Origin of the sequence: Janthinobacterium amylolyticum, from assembly GCF_051380655.1 — a bacterium.
GTDB lineage: Bacteria > Pseudomonadota > Gammaproteobacteria > Burkholderiales > Burkholderiaceae_D > Janthinobacterium.
The window spans coordinates 204,295-225,890 of the sequence record NZ_JBNYXL010000011.1 but is presented as its reverse complement, the minus strand read 5'-3'; the positions used below and the strand labels follow the sequence as shown (position 1 = coordinate 225,890).

Annotated in this window: 16 protein-coding genes; 6 read left to right on the top strand and 10 right to left on the bottom strand. The window is 63.0% G+C overall.

Going from position 1 to position 21,596, the window contains the following annotated elements; genetic code table 11:
• The first annotated feature begins 60 nt into the window (after window positions 1–60).
• The 3 genes from ACQ4WR_RS23070 (at window position 61) to ACQ4WR_RS23060 (ending at window position 2,276) form a co-directional block, all read left to right on the top strand.
• The gene (locus ACQ4WR_RS23070; RefSeq protein ID WP_102292615.1) at window positions 61–615 is read left to right on the top strand and encodes a hypothetical protein; all 555 of its coding nucleotides are present in this window, start codon (window positions 61–63) and stop codon (window positions 613–615) included.
• Window positions 616–698: 83 nt separating this feature from the next.
• Window positions 699–1,010, top strand: a complete 312-nt coding sequence (locus tag ACQ4WR_RS23065; protein ID WP_046682432.1) for a BON domain-containing protein — start codon at window positions 699–701, stop codon at window positions 1,008–1,010.
• A 72-nt stretch (window positions 1,011–1,082) separates the two neighbouring features.
• Entirely contained in the window at window positions 1,083–2,276 is a 1,194-nt protein-coding gene (locus ACQ4WR_RS23060; RefSeq protein ID WP_374755215.1) for an AI-2E family transporter, read from the top strand.
• A 60-nt stretch (window positions 2,277–2,336) separates the two neighbouring features.
• Here ACQ4WR_RS23060 and ACQ4WR_RS23055 read toward each other — a convergent pair whose 3' ends face one another.
• Together ACQ4WR_RS23055 and ACQ4WR_RS23050 are read right to left on the bottom strand one after the other, a co-directional pair.
• Window positions 2,337–3,284, bottom strand: coding sequence for a YihY/virulence factor BrkB family protein (locus ACQ4WR_RS23055; RefSeq protein ID WP_102292613.1), 948 nt, complete (start codon window positions 3,282–3,284; stop codon window positions 2,337–2,339).
• A 77-nt stretch (window positions 3,285–3,361) separates the two neighbouring features.
• The gene (locus tag ACQ4WR_RS23050) at window positions 3,362–4,387 is read right to left on the bottom strand and encodes an OmpA family protein (protein WP_102292612.1); all 1,026 of its coding nucleotides are present in this window, start codon (window positions 4,385–4,387) and stop codon (window positions 3,362–3,364) included.
• Window positions 4,388–4,966: 579 nt separating this feature from the next.
• On the opposite strand from ACQ4WR_RS23050, the gene ACQ4WR_RS23045 reads away from it, so the two are divergent.
• The gene (locus ACQ4WR_RS23045; RefSeq protein WP_436490125.1) at window positions 4,967–10,648 is read left to right on the top strand and encodes an alpha-2-macroglobulin family protein; all 5,682 of its coding nucleotides are present in this window, start codon (window positions 4,967–4,969) and stop codon (window positions 10,646–10,648) included.
• A gap of 17 nt (window positions 10,649–10,665) precedes the next feature.
• Window positions 10,666–12,762 carry a penicillin-binding protein 1C gene (gene pbpC, locus ACQ4WR_RS23040; RefSeq protein WP_436490185.1) on the top strand — a complete coding sequence of 699 codons (2,097 nt, stop codon included), beginning with the start codon at window positions 10,666–10,668 and terminating at the stop codon, window positions 12,760–12,762.
• On the opposite strand, the gene ACQ4WR_RS23035 is transcribed toward pbpC, so the two are convergent.
• From ACQ4WR_RS23035 to ACQ4WR_RS23020, 4 genes are all read right to left on the bottom strand, one after another.
• A complete protein-coding gene (locus ACQ4WR_RS23035; protein WP_436490124.1) occupies window positions 12,763–14,385 on the bottom strand; it encodes a type VI lipase adapter Tla3 domain-containing protein in 1,623 nt (540 codons plus the stop codon).
• Between the two features lie 107 nt (window positions 14,386–14,492).
• Window positions 14,493–16,811, bottom strand: coding sequence for a T6SS effector phospholipase Tle3 domain-containing protein (locus ACQ4WR_RS23030; protein ID WP_436490122.1), 2,319 nt, complete (start codon window positions 16,809–16,811; stop codon window positions 14,493–14,495).
• 118 nt (window positions 16,812–16,929) lie between these two features.
• The gene (locus ACQ4WR_RS23025; RefSeq protein ID WP_102292608.1) at window positions 16,930–17,163 is read right to left on the bottom strand and encodes a hypothetical protein; all 234 of its coding nucleotides are present in this window, start codon (window positions 17,161–17,163) and stop codon (window positions 16,930–16,932) included.
• 52 nt (window positions 17,164–17,215) lie between these two features.
• Entirely contained in the window at window positions 17,216–17,896 is a 681-nt protein-coding gene (locus tag ACQ4WR_RS23020) for a hypothetical protein (protein WP_146012230.1), read from the bottom strand.
• 186 nt (window positions 17,897–18,082) lie between these two features.
• Between ACQ4WR_RS23020 and ACQ4WR_RS23015 the strand changes: the two genes are divergently transcribed.
• Complete coding sequence (locus ACQ4WR_RS23015) at window positions 18,083–18,613, top strand: hypothetical protein (protein ID WP_436490119.1); 531 nt, start codon at window positions 18,083–18,085, stop codon at window positions 18,611–18,613.
• A gap of 21 nt (window positions 18,614–18,634) precedes the next feature.
• Here the strand turns inward: ACQ4WR_RS23015 and ACQ4WR_RS23010 are convergent, their stop codons facing one another.
• The 4 genes from ACQ4WR_RS23010 to ACQ4WR_RS22995 all read right to left on the bottom strand — a co-directional run bounded on the left by ACQ4WR_RS23010 (window position 18,635) and on the right by ACQ4WR_RS22995 (window position 21,587).
• Complete coding sequence (locus tag ACQ4WR_RS23010) at window positions 18,635–18,979, bottom strand: hypothetical protein (protein ID WP_436490117.1); 345 nt, start codon at window positions 18,977–18,979, stop codon at window positions 18,635–18,637.
• A gap of 114 nt (window positions 18,980–19,093) precedes the next feature.
• The gene (locus ACQ4WR_RS23005) at window positions 19,094–19,606 is read right to left on the bottom strand and encodes a hypothetical protein (RefSeq protein WP_436490115.1); all 513 of its coding nucleotides are present in this window, start codon (window positions 19,604–19,606) and stop codon (window positions 19,094–19,096) included.
• A 22-nt stretch (window positions 19,607–19,628) separates the two neighbouring features.
• The gene (locus ACQ4WR_RS23000) at window positions 19,629–20,126 is read right to left on the bottom strand and encodes a hypothetical protein (protein WP_436490113.1); all 498 of its coding nucleotides are present in this window, start codon (window positions 20,124–20,126) and stop codon (window positions 19,629–19,631) included.
• 114 nt (window positions 20,127–20,240) lie between these two features.
• Window positions 20,241–21,587 (bottom strand): sigma-54-dependent transcriptional regulator, encoded by a 1,347-nt coding sequence (locus tag ACQ4WR_RS22995; RefSeq protein WP_102292602.1) that lies wholly within the window; start codon window positions 21,585–21,587, stop codon window positions 20,241–20,243.
• Window positions 21,588–21,596 lie beyond the last annotated feature (9 nt).

Sequence of the window (21,596 nt, the reverse complement as noted above, 5' to 3'; positions counted from 1 at the left end):
ATCCACGTAAAACGGTAGTCATGCCAAGCAGACATGCTTGTCACCACCAGGGAGAAACACATGAACAAGAACAAGCTCTTCACCGCCGTTATCGTCAGCCTGGCCTGCGCCGCCTGGGGTGGCCACGCCGTGGCCGCCACGCCGGAAGCGAAGGCGGCTTACAAGGCGGCCAATGAGCAGGCAGCCCTGAACTACAAGCTGGCGCATGCCGAATGCGAAAAAATCACGGGCAACCCGAAGGATGTCTGCATCGCCGAAGCAAAGGCCGTGCGCACCTACGATGAAGCGGTGGCTCAAGCGCAATATACGAATACCCTGCGGGCCTACACCAAGGCGCGCATCAAGATTGCCGATGCCAACTATGACGTCGACCTGGCACGCTGCAATGCGCTGACGGGCAACGACAAGGATGTCTGCGTCAAGCTGGCCAAGTCCACCAAGGTGGCGGCCCTGGCCGATGCCAAGGCCGACAAGAAAGTCATCGAAGCGCGCAGCGATGCGCGTGAAGCAAAAAGAAAAGCCGAGTACAAGGTCGCCACAGAAAAGTGCGATGCATTAGCCGGCGCAGCCAAGGACGACTGTGTCAAGGCTGCAAAAACCCAGTTTGGCTACTGAGCACCTCCAGGCGCCCGGTAAACACACTGGTATAAGAAGCTCATTGTGAGCACGTTGATTGACCATTCCTAAGGAAAAAAACCATGAAATTCACCAAATCGATCGCTACTGGCCTCTTCGTCGCTTCCCTGTTCGCCGTTGCAGGTTGCGCTTCCACCCCGACCAAGGAAGGCACGGGCGAATACATCGACGACGCTGCCATCACCACCAAAGTGAAAGCCAGCATCTTCAACGAACCTACCCTGAAATCGACGGAAATCAACGTTGAAACCTTCAAGGGCGTGGTACAGCTGAGCGGCTTCGTTGCCCAGCCATCGGACGCAGCCAAAGCTGGCGAAGTTGCCCGCGGCGTCAAAGGCGTGAAATCGGTCAAAAACGATATCCGCGTGAAGTAATGGCAGGGCCCGCCACAGCAGCCGGCCTGCGGGCTGGCGCTGTGGCCCTTCAGCAAACGTCGCGGGATTCTTATGCAAACTCAGCCTTCTGATACCCCGCCCGAGCTGGCTGCCGCCACCGACCCCGCGGCGCTCCCCCCCGGCGCGCCTGCGGAGCCGCTGGACCCCGCCTTGCGGCTGCCGCTGCATGTCAATGCGCGCGGCCTGGCCCTGGGCATCATCGCCACTGTCAGTTTCATCTATGCCTTGCAGTGGGCGCAGAAATTCCTCATTCCCGTTATTTTCGGCATCTTCATTGCCTATACCCTCAATCCCGTCGTCGCCTGGCTGGAAAAGATACGCCTGCCGCGCGCCATTGCCGCCACGGCCGTCACGGCGCTGATCCTGTTTGGCTCCGTCGTCGTCGTCGAGCGCGTCCAGGGTGAATTTGAATCCATCGTTGAAGAGTTGCCGGCTGCCACACACAAGCTGTCGCGCCTGATCGCCGCCAATACGGGCGGCAAGAACAGCACTTTCCAGAAAATGCAGGCGGTAGCCAATGAAATCGAGCAGGTAGCCGCCGGCGCCGAGGCGCGCCGCAATACGCGGCGTGCCGCGGCGGCGTCCGAAGGTCCCAATTTCAAGATCATGGACTGGGTCTGGGCCGGTTCGCTGGGCCTGGTGGGCTTTGTCAGCCAGGCCACCATGGTCATCTTCCTCGTGTTTTTCCTGCTGCTGTCGGGCGACACCTTCAAGCGCAAGCTCGTCAAGCTGACGGGACCGTCGCTGAGCCGCAAGAAGGTCACCGTGCACATCCTGGAAGATATCAATACCTCGATCCAGAACTATATGTTCATGCTGCTCGTCACGAACGGCTTGCTGGCGCTGCTGATGTGGATCGCCCTGCGCCTGATCGGCCTTGAAAACGCGGGCGCCTGGGCCATCGTGGCCGGCCTGCTGCACATCATGCCGTATTTCGGCCCGCTCCTGATCACCATCGCCACGGGGCTGGTGGCGTTCCTGCAGTTCGAGTCGCTGGAAATGGTCTTGCTGGTGACGGGCACGTCGATGGCCATCGCCACCCTGGTCGGCACGTTTGTCACCACCTGGATGACGGGACGCATCGCCCGCATGAATCCCACGGCCGTGTTCATCAGCCTGCTGTTCTGGGGCTGGCTGTGGGGTGTCTGGGGCTTGCTGCTGGGCGTGCCCATCATCGTCATCGTGAAAGTCGTCGCCGAGCGCGTGCAGGGCATGGAAGTGGTGGCGGAACTGCTGGGCGAATAAGCGCCCGCCAAAAACACAAACGGCGCCCGCGGGCGCCGTTGCTGCTTATGATGCAGGCCGCTACGACTGGTGGCGTTTGAGGATCTTGACCTGCACATCGCCGTCTTCCGTCTTCGGCATGTCCTTCATGCTGCCCAGCTGCAAGGCGAACTGGCGCGTGAATTCGGCGCCAAGGAAGAAAATCTGCGCCGAGTAATATACCCACAGCAGCAGGGCCACCAGCGAACCGGCCGCGCCATAGCTGCTGGCCACGCCGCTATTGCCGATGTACACGCCAATCGCATATTTGCCTAGTGAGAACATGAAGGCCGTGCCCAGGGCGCCGATCAGCACGTCGCGCCAGGACAGGCGCACACGCGGCAGCATTTTATAGATGACGGCGAACAGGCTGGCGATGACGGCAAAGCCGATCAGGTTCGACAGGATGGTAAACAGCACGGCCGTGTCTTTCCACACGCCTTCCCAGAAATTGGCGAGGATGGCCATGGCCGCGTTGACCACCAGCGAGACCATCAGCAGGAAGGCCAGTACCAGCACCAGGCCGAAGGACAGCAAGCGCGTGCGCACCATGTCCCAGGCGCCCGCTTCCTTCAGGGGCGGCACTTGCCAGATTTCATCGAGGCTGGCTTTCAGTTCGGCAAACACACTGGTGGCGCCAAACAGCAGCAGGGCGCTGGCGACGAGGGTGGCGATGCGGCCCTGCTCATGGTTCTTGGCGCCGGCCAGCACCAGCTGGATGGCTTCGGCGCCCTGCGTGCCCAGCAAGCCCTGCAATTGGCCCATCAGCTCGCCGCGCGCGGCCGCCGGGCCATAGAAAAAGCCGGCGATGGCGATCACCAGCACGAGGATGGGGGCGATGGAAAACAGCGTGTAGTAGGCGAGGGCGGCGCCCTTGCTCGAGGCGCGGTGTTCCAGCCATTCGGTGACGGAGCAGACGATGACACTGCGCATCTGCTTGCTGAACGGCGCCAGGCTGGCCAGCTTGGGGTAGCGGGTAGAGAAATTCATGGTGGCTTTCAATGAAAAAAGGGGCCGCAGCCCCTTTTTTTAACTAGTTTTCACTAGCGGCGTACCACTGGTGATGCTTACTGTACGCGGCGTTCGATGGTGATTTGTTCGACTTCAACGCGGCGGTTCGGTTCCAGGCACTTGATCAGGTCGGCACGTTTCTTGTTATCGCACGTGACGACAGGATTCGTCGAGCCCTTGCCTTCGGCCGTCAGGCGGTTGGCGGCCACGCCTTTGGATACCAGGTACTCCTTGACGGCGTCAGCGCGCTGCTGCGACAGTTTCAGGTTGTACTTCGGCGAACCAATGCGGTCGGCATAACCACTGATGACGACGTTGTTGACGTCCGGCGCCGCGGTCAGCACGCGGGCGATTTCGTCGAGCTTGGTCTGTGTCGGACCCAGCTTGGCGCTGTCGAACGCGAACAGTTCCGTCGCCGACATCGTCACTTTTTCAAAGCGTGGCGGCGGTGGTGGCGGTGGTGGCGGCGGCACGACCACGACCACTTCTTCACGCACTGGCGGCGGTGGCGGCGGTGCTGCAGGTGTTGGCGGTTTGTCGAACGCGTAGTTCAGGCCCACGGTGACATACCAGTTGCTCGATTTGCTTTGGTCAAACGTGTTGCCGCGCAAGAAGCCATGCACGTTGCGCACATCGACTTGCGTCGACCATTGATCGCTGAGTTTGCTCTGGAAGCCCAGGCCCAGGTTCACGTATGGCGAGCTTTTGCTGCGTTCGCCCAGGGGACCCGTGTCCTTGTCGCGCTGCATGCCGGCGCCAAGCACCACGAAGGGGCTGAAGCCAGGGTTACGGTTGAACATGTACAAACCATCCACGCCCAGCGTATTTTGCTGGTAGCGGCGGCCGCCATCCTTCGAGCGGGCATACGTCGTGCCCAGCTGTACATCCCAGTCTTGCGACACTGGCTTACCGAAACGCAAACCACCACCATAGCCGGTCTTGTCGGTAGAGAAATCCGAATCGGGCTTCATGGCATTGATGCTAGGTTGAATATACCAGGACGGGTTGATTTCCTGGGCCTGTGCACCGAGGGCGGAGCACAGTACTGCGGCGGCAACAGCGATTTTTTTTAGATTATTCACAAGTAACTCCCAACGTTGATAAGAGATTTTCTCTACAGCATCAAAGCGACATCTTGCTACACGTGCTATTGCTCGAGATAGACAACAATTCCATGTGCCCACAGAGACTATTGTGAGATTTGCACTGCTGTTGGACTAGAGAATACGAGTCCGGGTTCAACTGGTCGGTGCGTTGGCGCACAAAGCATTGTTGTATATCAATAGTGTTGCTGATTCACGACAAATACTATTCCATTGAAAAAAACTCATCTACTTTCAAGCGACTGTTTTGCATAAAGGGCAAAGCCATCATGCTGGTACCAGAGGCAATCGTACGACTTGCTACGGGCTTGCCACTGTATATTAACAATACTGGTGAGCTTGATAACTAATATTACATTAACGTTGTATTCCTGCCGCGTTCTGTTGCTTTCTGTCGCATTCCTTTGCTTTAGGGGCTACTTCTAGGCAACTTTTTCGCGCCGCCGCCAGTGCCGCCACTTTTCATGAAGGAGTCACCCCGTGCCCAAGGCAAATTGCAAGTTCCCGTCAGCAACCCGGCCAGGCCTTATTGCGCTGCTGCTTACCCTGGCGGCGGCCATGCCGCTCACGGCCTGGGCGGAGAGCGGCGTGGCCCTGTTTTCACCGAGCGGCACGGTCAAGGCCGTGCGCCAGGTACGTGCCCAGTTCGCCACGCCGATGGTGCCGTTTGGCGACATGGCGCTGGCTGCCCCCTTCGCCATCGATTGTGGCAAGGCCGAGCCGGCCGTGGTGGCGGGCGCAGGGCGCTGGGCTGACGAGCGCAACTGGAACTACGATTTTGAACGCGACTTGCCGGCCGGCATTGCGTGCAGCTTTACCCTGAAGCCGGGCCTGAAGGATCTGGCGGGCAAGCCCTTGCAGGGCACGGCGTCCTACCGTTTCTCCACGGGCGGACCGGCCATTGTCGAGGCCGTACCCTATGACGGCCAGCCATACATCGATGAGAACCAGATCTTCGTGCTGGGCCTGGACGCGGCGCCGAACGAGGCCAGCGTGGCCGCGAACGCCTATTGCCGCGCCGACGGCATCAATGAAAAGATTCCCGTGCGCCTGCTCAAGGGCAAGGAACTGGAACAGGTATTGACCCTGCGCAAGAGCTTTCTCGACCGCTACCTGAGCGTGTACTTCAAGAAGCGCGGCGTGATGTGGAAGGTGGGCATGCCGGTAGCCAGCAAGGGCGCGCCGCCTCTGCCCGTCACCGTGCTGCAATGCAAGCGCAGCTTCCCCGCCAACGCCAAGGTGTCGCTGGTGTGGGGCGAGGGCATCGCCAGCGCCACTGGCATCGCCACGGAAAAGGCGCAAACCCTGCAATTCAAGACGCGGCCCGATTTTACGGCCAAGTTCAGCTGCGAACGCAGCAATCCGAAGGAGCAGTGCATTCCCTTCCTGCCCATGCGCGTGCAGTTTTCCGCGCCCGTGCAAGCGTCGCTGGTGCGCGCCATGACGCTGACGGGCGGCGGCAAGACGTATGCGCCAAGCATCTCGAAAGAGGAGGAAAAGGCGGAATTTCTGCAGGACGCCACTTTCAATGGCCCGTTCCCCGTGCAAGCCAGTTTCGTGCTGAACTTGCCGCCCGCCTTGAAAGATGATGCGGGCCGCATCCTGCTCAACCGCGCGCGCTTCCCCATGACGGTGCGCACGGGCGAAAAGCCGCCGCTGCTGAAGTTCCCGGCCCCGTTCGGCATCATCGAAGCGAAGGGCGACGGCTTGCTGCCCGTTACCGTGCGCAATATCGAGCCTGTGCTGACCGGCAAGGAAATCGCCAAAGTATCCGCGCCGGAAAGCGCCGCCACGGGCGCCACCTTGCGCGTGCCCGACAATGACGACAAGTTCATCATCGAGTGGATGCAGCGCATGGCGGGCGACGGCGCCGCCGGTGAATACTGGCAGCCCTACGCCCAGTATGCGGGCAACATGAGCAAATCCGTGCTGGCCGGCGCGGCTGGTACGCGCCCCATCAGCCTGCCCCGTCCCGATGGCAGGAAAGCCTTTGAAGTGATCGGCATCCCGCTGCAGAAACCTGGTTTCTATGTGGTGGAACTGGCCAGTCCCATCCTGGGTCAAGTGCTGCTGGGCAAACCGACCACCGCGTATATCCGCACGGCCGCGCTGGTGACCAACCTGGCGGCCCACTTCAAGCATGGCGCGCAATCGTCGCTCGTGTGGGTGACCACCCTGGACAAGGGCGCGCCCGTTGCCAAGGCGCAAGTGGCCGTGCGCGACTGCGCCGGCAAGCTGCTGTGGCAGGGCGCCACCGGCGCGGATGGCGTGGCGCAGATTCCCGGCGAGCTGGCCAATTCCAGCTGCAAGAACAATGACCGCTATTTTATTAGTGCGCGCAGCAACGGCGACATGACGTTCACGCTGTCGGACTGGGTGGGCGGCATCGAAGCCTGGCGCTTCAACCTGCCCACGGGCGACATGCGTGCCGACAATACCCTGCTGGCAACGGTTTTCGACCGCACCTTGCTGCGCGCCGGCGAAACCGTGCACATGAAGCATTTCATCCGCAAGCACACGGGCCAAGGCATGAGCCTGGTCGACAAGAATAACGGTCCCGGCAGCGCCACCTCTGTTGTCATCACCCATCAGGGCAGCGACCAGAACTATCAATTGCCGCTACGCTGGTCGGCCAGCGGCACGGCGGAAAGCGACTGGCGCATTCCCGCCGATGCCAAGCAGGGCGAATACAGCGTGACCATGGCGGGCCGGCCTTCCGGCAGTTTCCGCGTGGAAGCGTTCCGCGTGCCGACCATGAAAGCCGTGCTGCAGGGGCCGAAAGCACCCGCCGTGCAGGCGAAACAGGTGGCGCTCGATGCGCAGATCACCTACCTGGCCGGCGGCGCCGCCACCAATGCGCCCGTCAAGCTGCGCACGGTGTTGCAAGACAAGAGCGTGAGTTTTGCCGACTATCCCGAGTACAGCTTCAGCAATGGCGACGTGAAGGAAGGTCTTGTGAAACAGGGCACCGGCTACGATGAGGACGAGGGCGAATGGCAGGATGAAGGCAACGGCGGGCGCGACAGTGCTGGCGCCGGCGCCACGGCGGCGCGCACGCAAAGCCTGAACCTGGACAAGGCTGGCGGCGCGCGCATCGTCATCGACCAGCTGCCGCAGCTGTCCTCGCCACGCGACCTGGTGGCGGAAATGGCGTTCCAGGATGCGAATGGCGAGACGGCTTCCGTGGCCACGCGCGTCCCGCTGTGGCCGTCAAACTATGTGATCGGCATCAAGCCCGACGCCTGGGCCTTGAGCAAGGACGCCTTCAAGTTTACGGTGGCCGTGCTGGGCACCGATGGCAAGCCCGTGGCCAACGCGCCGGTGGCCGTCGACTTCTTCCAGCGCAACAGCTATTCGCACCGCCGACGCCTGATCGGCGGCTTCTATGCGTATGAAAACAGCAGCGAAGTGGTCAAGCTGGGCTCCGCCTGCACGGGCAAGACGGACAGCAAGGGCCTCCTGATGTGCGACGTGAAGGCGCCCGCCAGCGGCAACCTGATTTTGCGCGCCCGCACCCAGGATGCATCCGGCAACGCGGCCGTCGCCAACCGCGAAACCTGGGTGGCCGGCAGCGGCGACTGGTGGTTCAATGTCAGCGACAATGACCGCATCGACGTGCTGCCCGAGAAAAAGCGCTACGAGCCGGGCCAGGAAGCGAGCTTGCAGGTGCGCATGCCCTTCCGTTCGGGCACGGCGCTGATCACGGTCGAGCGCGAAGGCATCCTCGACACCTATGTGCGCCAGCTGAATGGGCGGGAACCTGTGGTGAAAATCCCCGTCAAACCGAACTACGCGCCGAATGTGTACGTGTCCGTGTTTGTCGTGCGCGGGCGGGTCGATGGCGTGCAGCCGACGGCCTTGGTCGACCTGGGCAAGCCGGCCTACAAGATGGGTATCGCCCCCCTGAACGTGGGTTGGCAGGCGCATGAGCTGAACGTCATGGTCGTGTCCGACAAGGAAGTGTATAAAACGCGCGACAAGGCGGAAGTGTCCGTGCGCGTGCGCCGCGCCGATGGCAAGCCGCTGCCGGCCGGCGCCGAAGTGGCGCTGGCGGCCGTCGATACGGGCTTGCTGGAACTGATGCCCAACGATAGCTGGAAATTGCTCGATACCATGATGGCCCAGCGCAGCCTGCAGGTGGAAACGGCGACGGCGCAGATGCAGGTGATCGGCAAGCGCCACTTCGGCCGCAAGGCCTTTCCGGCCGGCGGAGGCGGCGGCAAGGGCGCCAGCCGCGAACTGTTCGATACCCTGCTGTTCTGGAAAGCCACCGTCAAGCTTGACGCCAAGGGCGAGGCCAGCGTGCAAGTACCGCTCAACGATAGCCTGACGGCCTTCCGCATCGTGGCCGTCGCCAGTGCCGGCAAGGAATTGTTTGGCACGGGCAGCACGGACATCCGCAGCTCGCAAGACTTGATCTTGCTGTCTGGCTTGCCCACCCTGGTGCGCGAAGGCGACCAGCTGCGCGCTGGCTTTACTGTACGCAATACCTCGGCCGCATCCCTGAGCGTGGACTTGAATGCCACGGCGGCCGGCAAGGCCTTGCCACGCCAGAGCTTGACCCTGGCGGCGGGCGAGGCGCGTGAAGTGGGCTGGGATTACCAGGTACCGTTCGGCGCGCAACAGATTGTGTGGGAGATCGGCGCCAAGGCCGGCAGCCACACGGATACACTGAAAATCACGCAAAAGGTGGGTCAGGCCACGCCCGTGCGCACCTACCAGGCCACCTTGCAGCAAGTCGACAAGCCCATCAATATGTCGGTGCAGATGCCGGCCGGCGCCTTGCCGGGCCGGGGCGGCATCCAGACCAGTTTCGCGGCAAAGCTGGGCGGCGAACTGCCCGGCGTGCGCGAGTACATGGCCGCCTACCCGTACACCTGCTTCGAGCAAAATACGTCGAAAGCCATCGCCCTGCAGGACCGGGCCGCGTGGGACAAGCTGGCCGCCAGCCTGCCCGCCTACCTGGACGGCGACGGCATGCTGAAATATTTCCCCATCATGGAGCAGGGCAGCGACAGCCTGACGGCATATGTGCTGTCGGCAACAGCCGAAGCGGGCTATGCGATTCCAGAACAGACGAAGAACCGCATGGAAGAAGCCTTGACGGCCTTCGTGCAGGGCCGCATCGTGCGCCGTTCGGCGCTGGCCACGACCGACCTGGCCGTGCGCAAGCTGGCCGCGCTGGAAGCCTTGTCGCGTTCCGGCAAGGTGCCGCCCGATGCCTTGGAAAGCATCAGCATCAATCCGAACCTGTGGCCCACCTCGGCCGTCATCGACTGGAGCTTGCTGCTGCAGCGCACGCCAAGCCTGGCGCGCCGCGATGCGCAGCTGGCCGAGGCGCAGCAGATATTGCGTTCGCGCCTGAACTTCCAGGGCACGACCATGGGCTTTTCCACCGAGCGCAAGGACAACTGGTGGTGGCTGATGGTGTCCGGCGACGTCAACGCCAACCGCCTGCTGCTGGCGGTGCTGGACAACCCGGCATGGAAGGATGACATCGGCCGCCTGGTGCGCGGCAGCATGGGCCGCCAGAAGAAGGGCCGCTGGGATACCACGGTGGCCAATGCCTGGGGCACCCTGGCCATCAGTAAATTCTCGGCCAAGTTCGAATCGACTCCCGTGACGGGCGCCAGCGCCGTCAAGCTGGGAAGCGATACGCAGGCGCTCGTATGGAATGGCGCGGCGAAAGTCGGTCCCGTGCTGCAAGCCTGGCCCAAGGGCAAGGATACCCTGGGCATCGCGCACAGCGGCACCGGCAAGCCCTGGGCCACGGTGCAAAGCCTGGCGGCCATCCCGCTGACGGCACCCGTTTCCAGCGGCTACACCATCAAGAAAACCATTACCCCGGTGGAGCAGAAAACGGCGGGCGCCTGGTCGCGCGGCGACGTCTACCGCGTGCGCCTGGATCTGTCGGCGCAGGCGGACATGAGCTGGGTGGTGGTCGATGATCCGATCCCGGCCAGCGCCAGCGTGCTGGGCAATGGCCTGGGCCGCGATTCGCAGCTGCTGGCGGCGGGCGAAAAATCCACGGGCTGGGTCTGGCCCACGTTCGAGGAACGGGCCTTCGATGCCTTCCGCGCCTACTACGCCTTCGTGCCGAAAGGCGCGTGGAGCGTGGAGTACACGGTGCGCCTGAACAACGCGGGCGACTTCAGCCTGCCGGCCACGCGCATCGAGGCCATGTATTCGCCTGAAATGTTTGGCGAGTCGCCGAACGCCAACGTGAAGGTGGCGCAGTGAAGCGTGTTGTCTTTGCCATGGGCTGCCTGCTGGCTGGCCCCGTCTTCGCTGAAGCGATATTGACGCCGGCCCAGGTGCAGGCCGCCTACCGCAGTTCGGAGGCGCAATTGCTCGACCGCAGCGGTGCGCCGCTGCAATCCCTGCGCGTGGACATGAAAGTGCGGCGCTTGCCCTGGGTGCCGCTGGCCGATATTTCCCCCGCCGTGCAGCAGGCCGTGCTGCTGGCGGAAGACCAGCGCTTCATGCGCCATGGCGGCGTGGATGTGTCCGCGCTGGCCACGGCGGCCTGGGACAATCTGTTTTCCAGGAAAGCCCGCGGCGCGTCCACCATCACCATGCAACTGGCGGGCCAGCTCGATGCGGACTTGCAAGCGGCGGCGGGCGGACGCAGCCTGCGCCAGAAATGGGACCAGATGCGCGCGGCGCAAGCCATCGAGGATAGCTGGAGCAAGGCGCAGATTTTCGAGGCGTACTTGAACCTCGTGTCGTTCCGCGGCGAACTGCAGGGCATCGCCTCTGCTTCGTACAGCCTGTTCGGCAAGGCGCCTTCCGGCCTGAACCAGACGGATGGCATCATCCTGGCCAGCCTGGTGCGCGCGCCGAACGCGCCGCCGGCCACCGTCACGCGGCGCGCCTGCGCGCTGGCAAAAGAGTGGCGCATGGACAGCAGCTGCCAGCTGATCGGCCAGCGCGTGCAGACGGCCCTGCAGCGCACGGCCCTGTACGCGGATCTGGCGCCCGCGCCGCAAGTGGCGCAGCTGCTGCTCAAGCAGTCGGGCGTGGCCATCCGCAGCACGCTCGATGGCCCATTGCAGCGCTTCGCGCAGGAAAATCTGCGCCAGCAACTGGCGTCCTTGCGCGAACGTAATGTCAACGATGGCGCCATCATCGTGCTGGACAACCGCAGCGGTGAAATCCTCGCCTATGTGGGCAATGCGGGCGGCAGCCACGTCGATGGCGTGACGGCCCTGCGCCAGGCCGGTTCCACCTTGAAACCGTTCCTGTATGAACTGGCCATCGAGCGCCGCTTGATGACGGCCGCGTCCGTCATGGACGATTCCCCGCTCGACGTCGCCACGGCGTCCGGCATGTATGCGCCGCAAAACTACGACCGCAACTTCAAGGGCCATGTCAGCGCCCGCACCAGCCTGGCCAGTTCCCTGAACATTCCCGCCGTGCGCACGGTGTTGCTGACGGGCCAGGACGGTTTTTATAATCGCCTGAAGGACGTGGGCCTGTCCAGCCTGACGGAAGCGGCCGAATACTACGGGCCGTCGCTGGCGCTCGGTTCATCCGAAGTAAGCTTGCTGGAACTGGCCAATGCCTACCGCGCGCTGGCCAATGGCGGCAGCTACAGCACAGCCGGCCTGCAAGCTGGCCAGGCGGGCAAGGACAAGCGCCGCGTGATGGAACCGGGTGCCGCCTTCATCGTCGGCGATATCCTGGCCGACCGCGCCGCGCGCAGCATGACGTTTGGCCTGCGCAACGAGCTGGGGACGAATTTCTGGAGTGCCGTCAAGACGGGCACCAGCAAGGACATGCGCGACAACTGGTGCATGGGCTACTCGGAACGCTACACGGTGGGCGTATGGGTGGGTAACTTCGATGGCAAGCCCATGTGGGACGTCTCGGGCGTGACGGGCGCTGCCCCCGTCTGGCGCGACGTCATGGATTACCTGCACAAGAACGTGCCCAGCCATGCGCCGAAAGCGCCGCCCGGCGTGCTGCAGCAGATGGTGGCTTACCAGCCCGCGCTGGAAGCGCCGCGCCGAGAATGGTTTATTGCCGGCACGGAAAGCCCCGTCATCGCCGTGCTGGGCGACACCGTCAAACCACCGGCCATCGTCTACCCGGCCGAAGATAGCATCCTCGCCATCGACCCGGACATTCCGCCCGCCTTGCAGCGCGTCTTCTTCCAGGCCCAGGGCAGCCGTAATTTGCGCTGGGTGCTCGACGGCAAGGACATGGGCGCGGCAACAGAGAGCATCAGCTGGCGGCCCGTGCCGGGCAAGCACGCGCTGGCGCTGGTCGATGCGGCAGGCAAGACGGTGGCGCAGGTGGCGTTCCAGGTGCGGGGCAATGCGCTGGCGCAGTTTGCCGCACAGGGTAAATAATCAGTTCGATGGATAATTCGCCGGATCGATGGCCGGCGTGACATAGTGCCGCAACACATCGCCGCCGTGCGGGTGCTTTTGCGTGCGGCGTTTTTCCTCCGACGGCGGGCTGATCAGCACAATTGTCGCTTCCTCCCGGTTGCGCAGGTTGACCACGGCGCTGACGCCGCCATCGCGGTAGCTGCCCATCACGCCGATGGCCATTTGCACGAACAGCGTGGCCGCGCCCGTGTTGCCCAGGCGCCGGTCGGTATCGACCCATTGCGCCGTGTTGCCACTGTCGAGTTCCATGCCGCCGCCTTCCGCATGGCGCAGCAAGGTCTTGTGCAGTGCCAGCAGCTGCGCCTGGTTGCCGCCCGTGGCCGCCACCAGGCGCGCCGGAGCGGCGGGCCGCTCGCTTTCCGGCAAGCTGCGCAAGGCTTGCTGCCAGCCCGCCTGCAAGGCTTGCTCGCGCTGGTCGCCCCGCGTGAGCGGCTTGCCGTGTTCATCTTTCATCCTGACAAACGTGGGCCTGTGGATAAAGCCGAAGGTGGGCAGGCGGTCCAGCTGCGCCAGCTGCTCCTTGTTGAACGGCAAGGGAAACCACGGCGTGGCTTGCCAGTCTTTTGGAGGGTGATAAGTTTTGTGCTTGAGCCTGTCGACCATGCTGAAAGTGCCAGTGTCACGGATGTCGGGGCGCTGCGCGAATTGCGCGGCGGCGGGGAGCCATTCGGCGATTGAGGGCTGACGCTGGGTGAATGCACTCGGGTCTTCTTTTTTGTCTGGATGGGGCACGGCCCGCATCAATTTGTCATATGCCAGATACAGGCGCCGCGCCACGCCGTAGGTGTTGAGGTCATCGACGCTGTCCTCGGGCGGCGCATCGTCATATGCAAACTTCCGCACGGCGTCGATGCGCTCGCGCCGGGCCAGCACGAACAGAGCGGAGGCGTCGGGCATTTCGGGGATGTAGCGGCCGTCATGTGTGAGCGGCGGAGAGTTGTCAGGACTGTACAGGTCGCGCGTGGGCATGCTGTCTTCGGAATTGAGCACGATGTAAGGCACGTCGGGATGGGCATCGAAAAACGCAAATACCTCTTCCAGGATGCGGTCCGGATGTTCGCTCAGGCGGCGTGGACCACTGGCGAACAGATGCCAGTGCAGACCGGATGAAGCGGCGCCACCGGCCAGGCCTATGGCTGGTGAGTCGGGGCTGTCCAGCATGCGCGAATTGAAGATCGGTGGCTCAGCATTGAAAACGGGGACGCCGAAATACATGGGAGTATCCCTCGCCCCATTCTCCAGCGTGTCGCCGCCGCGGCCACCGGCTATCCCAGCTCTTTGCATGGCGTTCCAGGCGTATTTTTCCTTGTCCTGTTCGCGGATGCTGGCATAGGCATTTCCCTGCTGCAGCGCTTCCCACAGCTTGCCTTGGCGATACTTGTCCAGAGTGACGCCGAGACCGATGACTTCCAGCGCATATTCCCGCTTGTCCTGTTCGCTGGGCGCCGCTTGTTGCACTTGCGGCTGTGTGACGGCCACAGGCTTGGACGAATGCAGCCAGCGAGAACCGAGCAATGTAGCCGCGACGATGGGCGGGATCAGCAACAGCCATTGCAGGTGGTGCCATAATTTACTACGCATCGTGGACTCCAATAAGAAAGGTGACGGACCGATCAGCAAAGACCCAAATAGAGCCAACGCGATGAGGGCGGCACCGAGTGGATATCGTAAGCGTGGAAATGTACTTTTCATTTTGGGATATCGTCGCTTGGCTTGTGGACGACTGGCGTGACGACCGATTCGGTACGCCTGCCGTTGATTGTTTCACACACAACAGTGGATGGTAGACCCGCCTGCAAGGCAGGCACGAAGGCTGGCAACACTCCCGAGCTGTAGTAGTCGGCATTGCCTTTGATAATGAGCTGGCGCTGCGCCGGTTCTGCCGCCAGGTAGATTGCAAATTTTTTCTGGAAGTCATTCCATCGGGGGATGGATGGCCGCACTGGATTACGGATATCGCCTTGTAATCGCCAGTCGGCAACGGCGCACAAATATTCATAAAACCTTGGATCACTGCTCGCCTTCCCGCTGCCGATGGCCACGTCATACGCCGTCACGTTGCGATGATTCTCTGCGTTGCCGATAATGGCCCCGTGGAAGGATTTGGGGCTGACCTCGTTCTGCCAGCGCTTGCGCGCCTCGTTCGGGGTTTCTTCGCGGTTCACAAGCAGCTTGTCGCCGCCGCCCGGATGGCGCGAGACGCGGTCGATCCTGCATTGCTCGCCCGCCTCCTTGCCCCGGTTCAAGGCCTTTTCCACCTGTTCGCGCTGGCCCGCGCCGAACATGCCAGCACCGAATTCGGGGATGCGCTGCTGCAAGGGGCGTGGGTCGGCGATGATTTCCTGTTTGCGCATTCGCAAACCTTGCTTGCTGGTCACTGCGATGGCCGCGTCGATCGGATCGACTTCCTCGCACGGTCCTTGCTGGTCGCGCGGCAGCTTGGCCTGATCGGAATCCCTGGGGAATTGCCCAGGGCGTATCTCGCCTCCGTCCAGCACGGCTGCCCTGGGTACGCGCAGTGCTTCACCATTGATCGTGCGCAAGCCTTCGCGCTGGCCTGCCGCGCTGGAAAAGATATTCCATTTGCCGGGTTTGACGGGCGGCCATTGTGCCTCGTCATGGTTGCCCCGGTGGCCCCGGTTAGCCCCGGCCACGTGGGCATGGTCGTCCTCGCCTTCCAGGCGCAGGGCGAAGTCGTGAGGCGTCTGGCCCACCAGTACCGCCCCATTGTTTTTGCCAGCGCCGTCAAGGCGTTGCTTGTTGGTAAATACGCGCTGATAAAATCCTTTACCCAGTTCCGCCAGCGGCTGGCGGCGCTGGAATTGCTTCTCCCAGCAGGTGGGACCATCACCCCAGATGCTTTTGTCCGTCTTGCCCTTGGTTTTCGACAGCCCATGACCGTCGATGTGGTCGGGTATGCCCTGCCAGCCGATGCCCTGCATATTGTCCAGCGCTACCGTCATGTCTTCGGGGCAGAAGTACAGATACACCTTGCCGCGGTTGTCGCGGTCCGCTTCCGCGCGCCATGTCGCGCCCGCCATGCCATGGCAGACGGCGTGATCCTTGATTTGCGCCAGGGCGGGCGTGGCGTGCTTTTTGGCCACCACGCCTTGCACGATCTGCGCCAGCGTCTGCAAGCGCGCATGCAGGGTCTGGCGGTTGTCGATGGCTTCGTACTGGTCTTCCATCGCCGCATCCCGGCCGCCGCCAAAGATACGGCTCGATTCCGCCGCGCCAAAAAACATGGTGGTGTCTTCCACCAGGCTGTAGGGTGGATGCGTGAGGATCAGGGTGTCGGCCGGGCGCCTGCCTTCGTCGAGCAAAAAGGCTTGTGCCAGCAGCGAGATCAGGCAGCCCTGGCTGTGCGCGACGATGGATACCACGTCGTTGCTGTCGTAATCGCGGACCATGGCGATGAGGGCGGCCAGGCGCTTGGCGGCCAGTACCATGTACATGCGGCCCGGCGCCGTCATCAGCGGACGCACGGGGTCGCCGCCCACGTCATACGGCGAGTACAAGCCCTTGTTCCACATGTCGGGCAAAGTATTGGTGGCGTTGCCGAACGGGCCGCCGTTCTTCGACATGTCCTTGTCGAGGCGGTTGCCGTAGCGATCCGTGTTCTGGCCGTTGACGACTTTGCTGGCGTTGCCGCGTTCGCGAAAGCCCCAGTAAAACGGGATGACGGGGCTGTACGTCGTGTCGTCCTGCTGGCGCTTGAAATACACATCGTCCGGGTCGGCGATCAGCGCATGCTTGTCGGCTGCCTGCGGCAGGCGGTAGGCGGCTGGGGTGAACACATGGCCGCCGCCATACATGCGTGCATCGAGTCCCTGGCACAAGCCTTTTTCCACGGCACTGAAACTGGTGCCGACGTCGTTCACGCCATGGATGACGATGACATTGCCCGGCAGCTCCGGGCGAATGCGTACGATGGCGTCGTTCTGGCGTTCGCAATGCAGCAAGGCTTGCGCACGTCCATTCGCATAGGGAAGTTTTGGATACGCCATCACCGCTCCTTGCTGACCAGACAGGACAGTGTAGGGCGGGCAAGGGCGGATTAGTTGCGCCTACGCAAACTTTGCGAAGAGCGCATAGCGACGCCGCGCTGGCGCCGCAGCCTGCAGCTTAGCGCCTGCCCAGTTTTCCGTCCGCCAGCCCTGGTGCGACCCACAGCAGTCCCATCCAGATGCAGAACGACAGGCCGCGGTACAGTGTGACAATGCACAGGCCAAAAATAAGGCTGCCGGCGAAGGAGGGCGCGTGCGGTAGTTCGGCGCTGGTGAGGAGAAACTGGGTGGCGATGCCGCTCAGTACCATGACGGGCAGCATGAACCACCATTTGCGTTCGATCGGCGACATATTTTCCTGACAAGAATGCATTCAGCTGATTCTAGCGCAAAAGTTGGCAAAATTACGGTGCGTCGAGGATTTTCGTCAGCGCGATGCGGTAGGCCGGCTGCACCTCGCCATTCTTGTCCAGCTTGTCCGTCATGATCACGCCGTAACCTTGCGCGTACCACACGTATTCGCCGCTCTGCCCCTTGCTCTTGCCTCCCACGTCATGCAGTTCGAATTTGCAGGCGTCGGGGAAGCGGCGTCCGCCCAGTTCCAGGCGTTCCCAGCCAAGAAAGGTGATGGAGAAATTGCGCTCGTCCGTGCGCGTCGAGGTGGTGATCTTGTCGGACATTCCCGCCAGCGGGTAATGGGTGCTCGTCTGTGTGTCCGCGAACTTCACGCGCACTTCCTGGCCGGCGCGCATGTTGGCGGGGATGGCGGACTGCGGCGTGTAGACATTCTTGCTGCGTAGCGTGCCATCTTCGTTGTAGTGCACCATGCCCGTCAGGAATACCTGGCCGTCGCGGATATCCTGGTAGGACGTGGCCAGCAGCACGCCGCCGTCGAGGATCAGCTGCGTACCCTTGAGTTTCTTGCCCTCAAACATTTCTTCGACGTTGAATTGCACGTCGCCATTGTTCTTGATGAACCTGATGCCGGGCGTCAGCTCCATGCATTCGCCCACCGTCGGCGCCGCCTGTACGCCTGCGGCCACCAGCATTCCTGCCGCCGCCATTGCTTGCCATGCTGCTTTCATTACCATCCTTGTTATATTCTCCTGCCGCGATGATAGCGTGTGGCTACTATTCACGGGTGCACGATTGCCTTATGCTTGAGCGGCAGGCGGCATCGTGACCATCTGCGACTGGCATCAGCGGGCCGCGCGTTTCGCGGCATGGATCGTTGCAGAACTTAGCCCATGACTCAGCCCATGACTCAGCCCATGACTTTACGACTATCGATATTGCTGCCCATGCTGTGCGGCGCGCTCGCCTTGCCAGCCGCGCAGGCGCAAGATGCGCCCTATGCCATGCGCGTGGCGCCGGCGCCGGTACCGGTACAGGGGCCAGGTGCGCTGGATCTGGTCTTTATGGATGAGGCACCCAGCCGCACATTCAAGCGGCGCGTGGACTTGTCCGCCATCACCGGCCCGAACGATATGGCGGTGGTCAGGGCGGCCATCAATCCTGTCGTGGTTTTTTTCCAGGTCACGGGACAGGTGCGCCAGCCTGCGCACGCGCTACGGATGGTGACGACACGCAACGGCGAGCTGACGTTGCTGCGGCCGCCGCGTATCGATGGCGACAATTATTTTATTGCGCGCAGCTTGAGGAATTGGAGCGTGCATGATGCACAGACCATCAGCTTGACGGTCGAGTTCGGGGACATTGCGGGTAGCCGTCCCCGCTATGCCAACACCTATGTCTTTGTCGAGCGCTACGGCACCCGGCTGTTCGACCGCCATGTGCTGTAGCGCAGCTGCCGGGGTGCAACCTCAGCGCGTCGTCACTGGCGGCGGTGGCGCGATGGGGATGCTGGGCGCGGCCGGCGTTGCCGCCGGCGGTGCGGTGGGCTGGCCGCCGTGCGGCTTGTTCTCGGGATTGGCCGCCGGCTTGCCGCGCCGGCTGCGCTTGTCCGTGCGCGTCTTGTCGGTCTTGCCGTTGTGAATCAGGCGGCCTTTATTGTCGAGCTTGTCGGACTGGTCCGATTTCTGCCCCTGGTCGTTGGGATTGTTGGTGTGGTTGCCCGTCTGATTCACATTCGTCGTCGACTGGGCTTGCACCCAGGCGCCGCCGACGGTCATCAAGGTGGCGGCCAGCAGGAGGGCGGGAGTTTTCATGATGTCTGTCCTGTGCGTGAATCGAGTATTGCTGTCGAGACTGGATTGTCACATGTCCGATGGCAGCTTCAAGTAGGAATATGCCTCCTGTGCGTGTGAGCGTATTGCCATTGTTCATGCCCGCTTGCCGGCCTGCAGGCGCAGGCGCCGCGCGCTCAGGGCGTCGCGCACGCACCATGCGAGCGCCAGGGCACCCATGCCGGCCAGCCACGCACCGGCCGCGCCGACGGGCAGCGGTGCTACGGCTGCCGGCATGGCACGCCAGCCTGGCATGCCTTGCAGCAGCAGGGTGGCGATCACGCCCAGGTTGATGAACAGCAAAACGTGCAGCATGCGTTCGGGCACGGGCAGGCGGCGCGTGTCGCCTTCAACCACCGCATCGCGCAGCGATACGAGGATTTCCGCCAGCAGCAGCGCCGCAGGCCACCAGGCCAGCCAGCCATGCCAGCTGAACAGGCCGAGCGACGGGAACAGCAGGGCGAAGATGGCTTCGCGGGCGCTGTGCAGGCGCTGCTCGGCGACCGCGCCGGGGCGCGACGGCAGCCGCGCGAGCAGCTCGTGGTTGAGGATGACGTCGGCGCCGCCCAGCAAGCCATGGACGAGTAGCGCCGCCTGCAGCGCCGTCATGCGCGGCCCGGGCGGCCGGCGCTCAGCGGCCGGGCTGGCGCGGCGGCACCACGCCCGTGTTGCCCGTGGTACCGGTGTTGCCGGTGTTGCCTGGGGTACCCGTGTTGCCGGTATTGCCAGGGGTCCCGGACGTGCCCGAGTTTCCTGTCGTGCCGGAAGTGCCCGAGGTACCCGACGTGCCTGTCGTGCCCGTGCCGCCCGTATTGCCCGTCATGTCTTGCGTTCCGCTGCGCGTGGCGTTGCCTGCGGACTGGCCGGCGCTGCCCGGCGCGCCGCCGCCCGAATTGGTGCCGCGGCTGGGCTGCACCGCCTTGTCGTGGTTGCGCGACTTCGCGGATTTTTTCTGCTGTTTCTTGTCGTTGTTGCGGGACGCTGCCGTGCCGTCCTGCGTTGATTGCTGATCTTGCCGGGTCGCCGTGCCGCCGGCGCCGGTGGCCGTATTGCCCGTCGATTGCGCCAGTGCCAGGGCGCTTGCGCCAGCGAACAGCAAGGTGGCCAGCATGCATGCAGATGTTTTCATGGCTACTCCTTCAGAAGAGGAAGAGGAATAGCCATTCTGGCCCCCTTGGGCAGGCTGGCAAGTAGGAGTACGCCGCTCACGCATGTGGGTGCATGGCTGGCCGCCATGCAGGCATCAGCGGAATTGTTCCGTCGAAATGTCGAAACGCTTGAGCTTGTCGTACAGGGTCTTCTTCGGGATATTCAGCGCGGCGGCCGCGTCGATGACGTTGCCATTGTGGCGGCGCAAGGCTTCCTCGATGATGGAAATTTCGAAAGTGTCGACCTGTTCGGCCAGCGAGGCTTCGCGGCAGCCGGCCGGGCTCAGGGTATCGTCGAGCAGACCCAGCACGAAGCGGTCGGCCACGTTGTGCAGCTCGCGCACATTGCCGGCCCAGCGCTGCGCCATCAGCGAGGCCAGCAGTTCGCCGCTGACGAGGGCGGCCGGCTGGCCATAGCGCAGGGCTGCCTGCAGCACGAAAAACTCGAACAGCAGGGGGATATCCTCGCGGCGGTTGCGCAGCGCAGGCAAGGTCAGGCTGGCCACATTCAGGCGGTAATACAGGTCGGGGCGGAACTTGCCTTGCTCCGCCAGCACATTCAAGTCTTCCTTGGCGGCGGCGATGACGCGGAAATTCACGGAAATGAGTTTATTCGAACCCAGCCGTTCCACCTGGCGCTCCTGCAGCACGCGCAGCAATTTGACTTGCAGGGCCAGCGGCATGCTTTCGATTTCATCGAGGAACAGGGTGCCGCCGTTCGCGTACTCGATCTTGCCGATGCGCTGGCGCTGCGCGCCCGTGAACGCGCCTTCCTCGTGGCCGAACAGTTCCGACTCGAAGATCGACTCGGGCAGGGCGCCGCAGTTAATCGCCACGAAAGGGTGGTCGCGCCGTTCGCTGAAGTCGTGCAGGCAGCGCGCGATGAGTTCCTTGCCAGTGCCCGTCTCGCCGAGGATGATGATGTCGGCCGACTTGGGCGCCAGGTTCAGCACCAGCTGGCGCACCTTGGCCATGGCCGCGCTGCGGCCCACGATGCGCGCCTCGATGCCGGCGCGGTTTTCCAGCTGCGCCCGCAGCTTCATGTTTTCCAGCACCAGATGGCGCTTGTCCAGGGCGCGGCGGCACACTTCCACCAGCAGGTCGGCGGAAAACGGTTTTTCGATGAAATCGTAGGCGCCACGGCGCATGGCGCCCACGGCCATCGACACGTCGCCGTGGCCCGTGACGAGGATGACGGGCAGGCTGGCATCCTGCGCCACGGCGATATCGAGCAGTTTCAAGCCATCCATGCCGGGCAGCTTGATGTCGCTCAATAAAATGCCGGCAAATTCCGGTACCAGCCACGGCAGGGCTTCTTCCGCCGTGGCGACGGCCGTCACCTGCAGGCCCGCCAGTTCCAGCGATTGCCGCGCGCCCTTGCGCACGACGGCATCGTCTTCCACCAGCAGCACTTGCATGCCGTCAAAATTATTCTCGTGCATCCGATCCTC

Excerpts from the sequence above, each read along its gene's own strand:
- ACQ4WR_RS23070 (WP_102292615.1), top strand. The coding sequence starts at position 61 with ATGAACAAGAACAAGCTCTTCACCGCCGTTATCGTCAGCCTGGCCTGC.
- ACQ4WR_RS23065 (WP_046682432.1), top strand. The coding sequence starts at position 699 with ATGAAATTCACCAAATCGATCGCTACTGGCCTCTTCGTCGCTTCCCTG.
- ACQ4WR_RS23060 (WP_374755215.1), top strand. The coding sequence starts at position 1,083 with ATGCAAACTCAGCCTTCTGATACCCCGCCCGAGCTGGCTGCCGCCACC.
- ACQ4WR_RS23055 (WP_102292613.1), bottom strand. The coding sequence starts at position 3,284 with ATGAATTTCTCTACCCGCTACCCCAAGCTGGCCAGCCTGGCGCCGTTC.
- ACQ4WR_RS23045 (WP_436490125.1), top strand. The coding sequence starts at position 4,967 with ATGCCGCTCACGGCCTGGGCGGAGAGCGGCGTGGCCCTGTTTTCACCG.
- pbpC (WP_436490185.1), top strand. The coding sequence starts at position 10,666 with ATGGGCTGCCTGCTGGCTGGCCCCGTCTTCGCTGAAGCGATATTGACG.
- ACQ4WR_RS23035 (WP_436490124.1), bottom strand. The coding sequence starts at position 14,385 with ATGCGTAGTAAATTATGGCACCACCTGCAATGGCTGTTGCTGATCCCG.
- ACQ4WR_RS23030 (WP_436490122.1), bottom strand. The coding sequence starts at position 16,811 with ATGGCGTATCCAAAACTTCCCTATGCGAATGGACGTGCGCAAGCCTTG.
- ACQ4WR_RS23025 (WP_102292608.1), bottom strand. The coding sequence starts at position 17,163 with ATGTCGCCGATCGAACGCAAATGGTGGTTCATGCTGCCCGTCATGGTA.
- ACQ4WR_RS23020 (WP_146012230.1), bottom strand. The coding sequence starts at position 17,896 with ATGAAAGCAGCATGGCAAGCAATGGCGGCGGCAGGAATGCTGGTGGCC.
- ACQ4WR_RS23015 (WP_436490119.1), top strand. The coding sequence starts at position 18,083 with ATGACTTTACGACTATCGATATTGCTGCCCATGCTGTGCGGCGCGCTC.
- ACQ4WR_RS23010 (WP_436490117.1), bottom strand. The coding sequence starts at position 18,979 with ATGAAAACTCCCGCCCTCCTGCTGGCCGCCACCTTGATGACCGTCGGC.
- ACQ4WR_RS23005 (WP_436490115.1), bottom strand. The coding sequence starts at position 19,606 with ATGACGGCGCTGCAGGCGGCGCTACTCGTCCATGGCTTGCTGGGCGGC.
- ACQ4WR_RS23000 (WP_436490113.1), bottom strand. The coding sequence starts at position 20,126 with ATGAAAACATCTGCATGCATGCTGGCCACCTTGCTGTTCGCTGGCGCA.
- ACQ4WR_RS22995 (WP_102292602.1), bottom strand. The coding sequence starts at position 21,587 with ATGCACGAGAATAATTTTGACGGCATGCAAGTGCTGCTGGTGGAAGAC.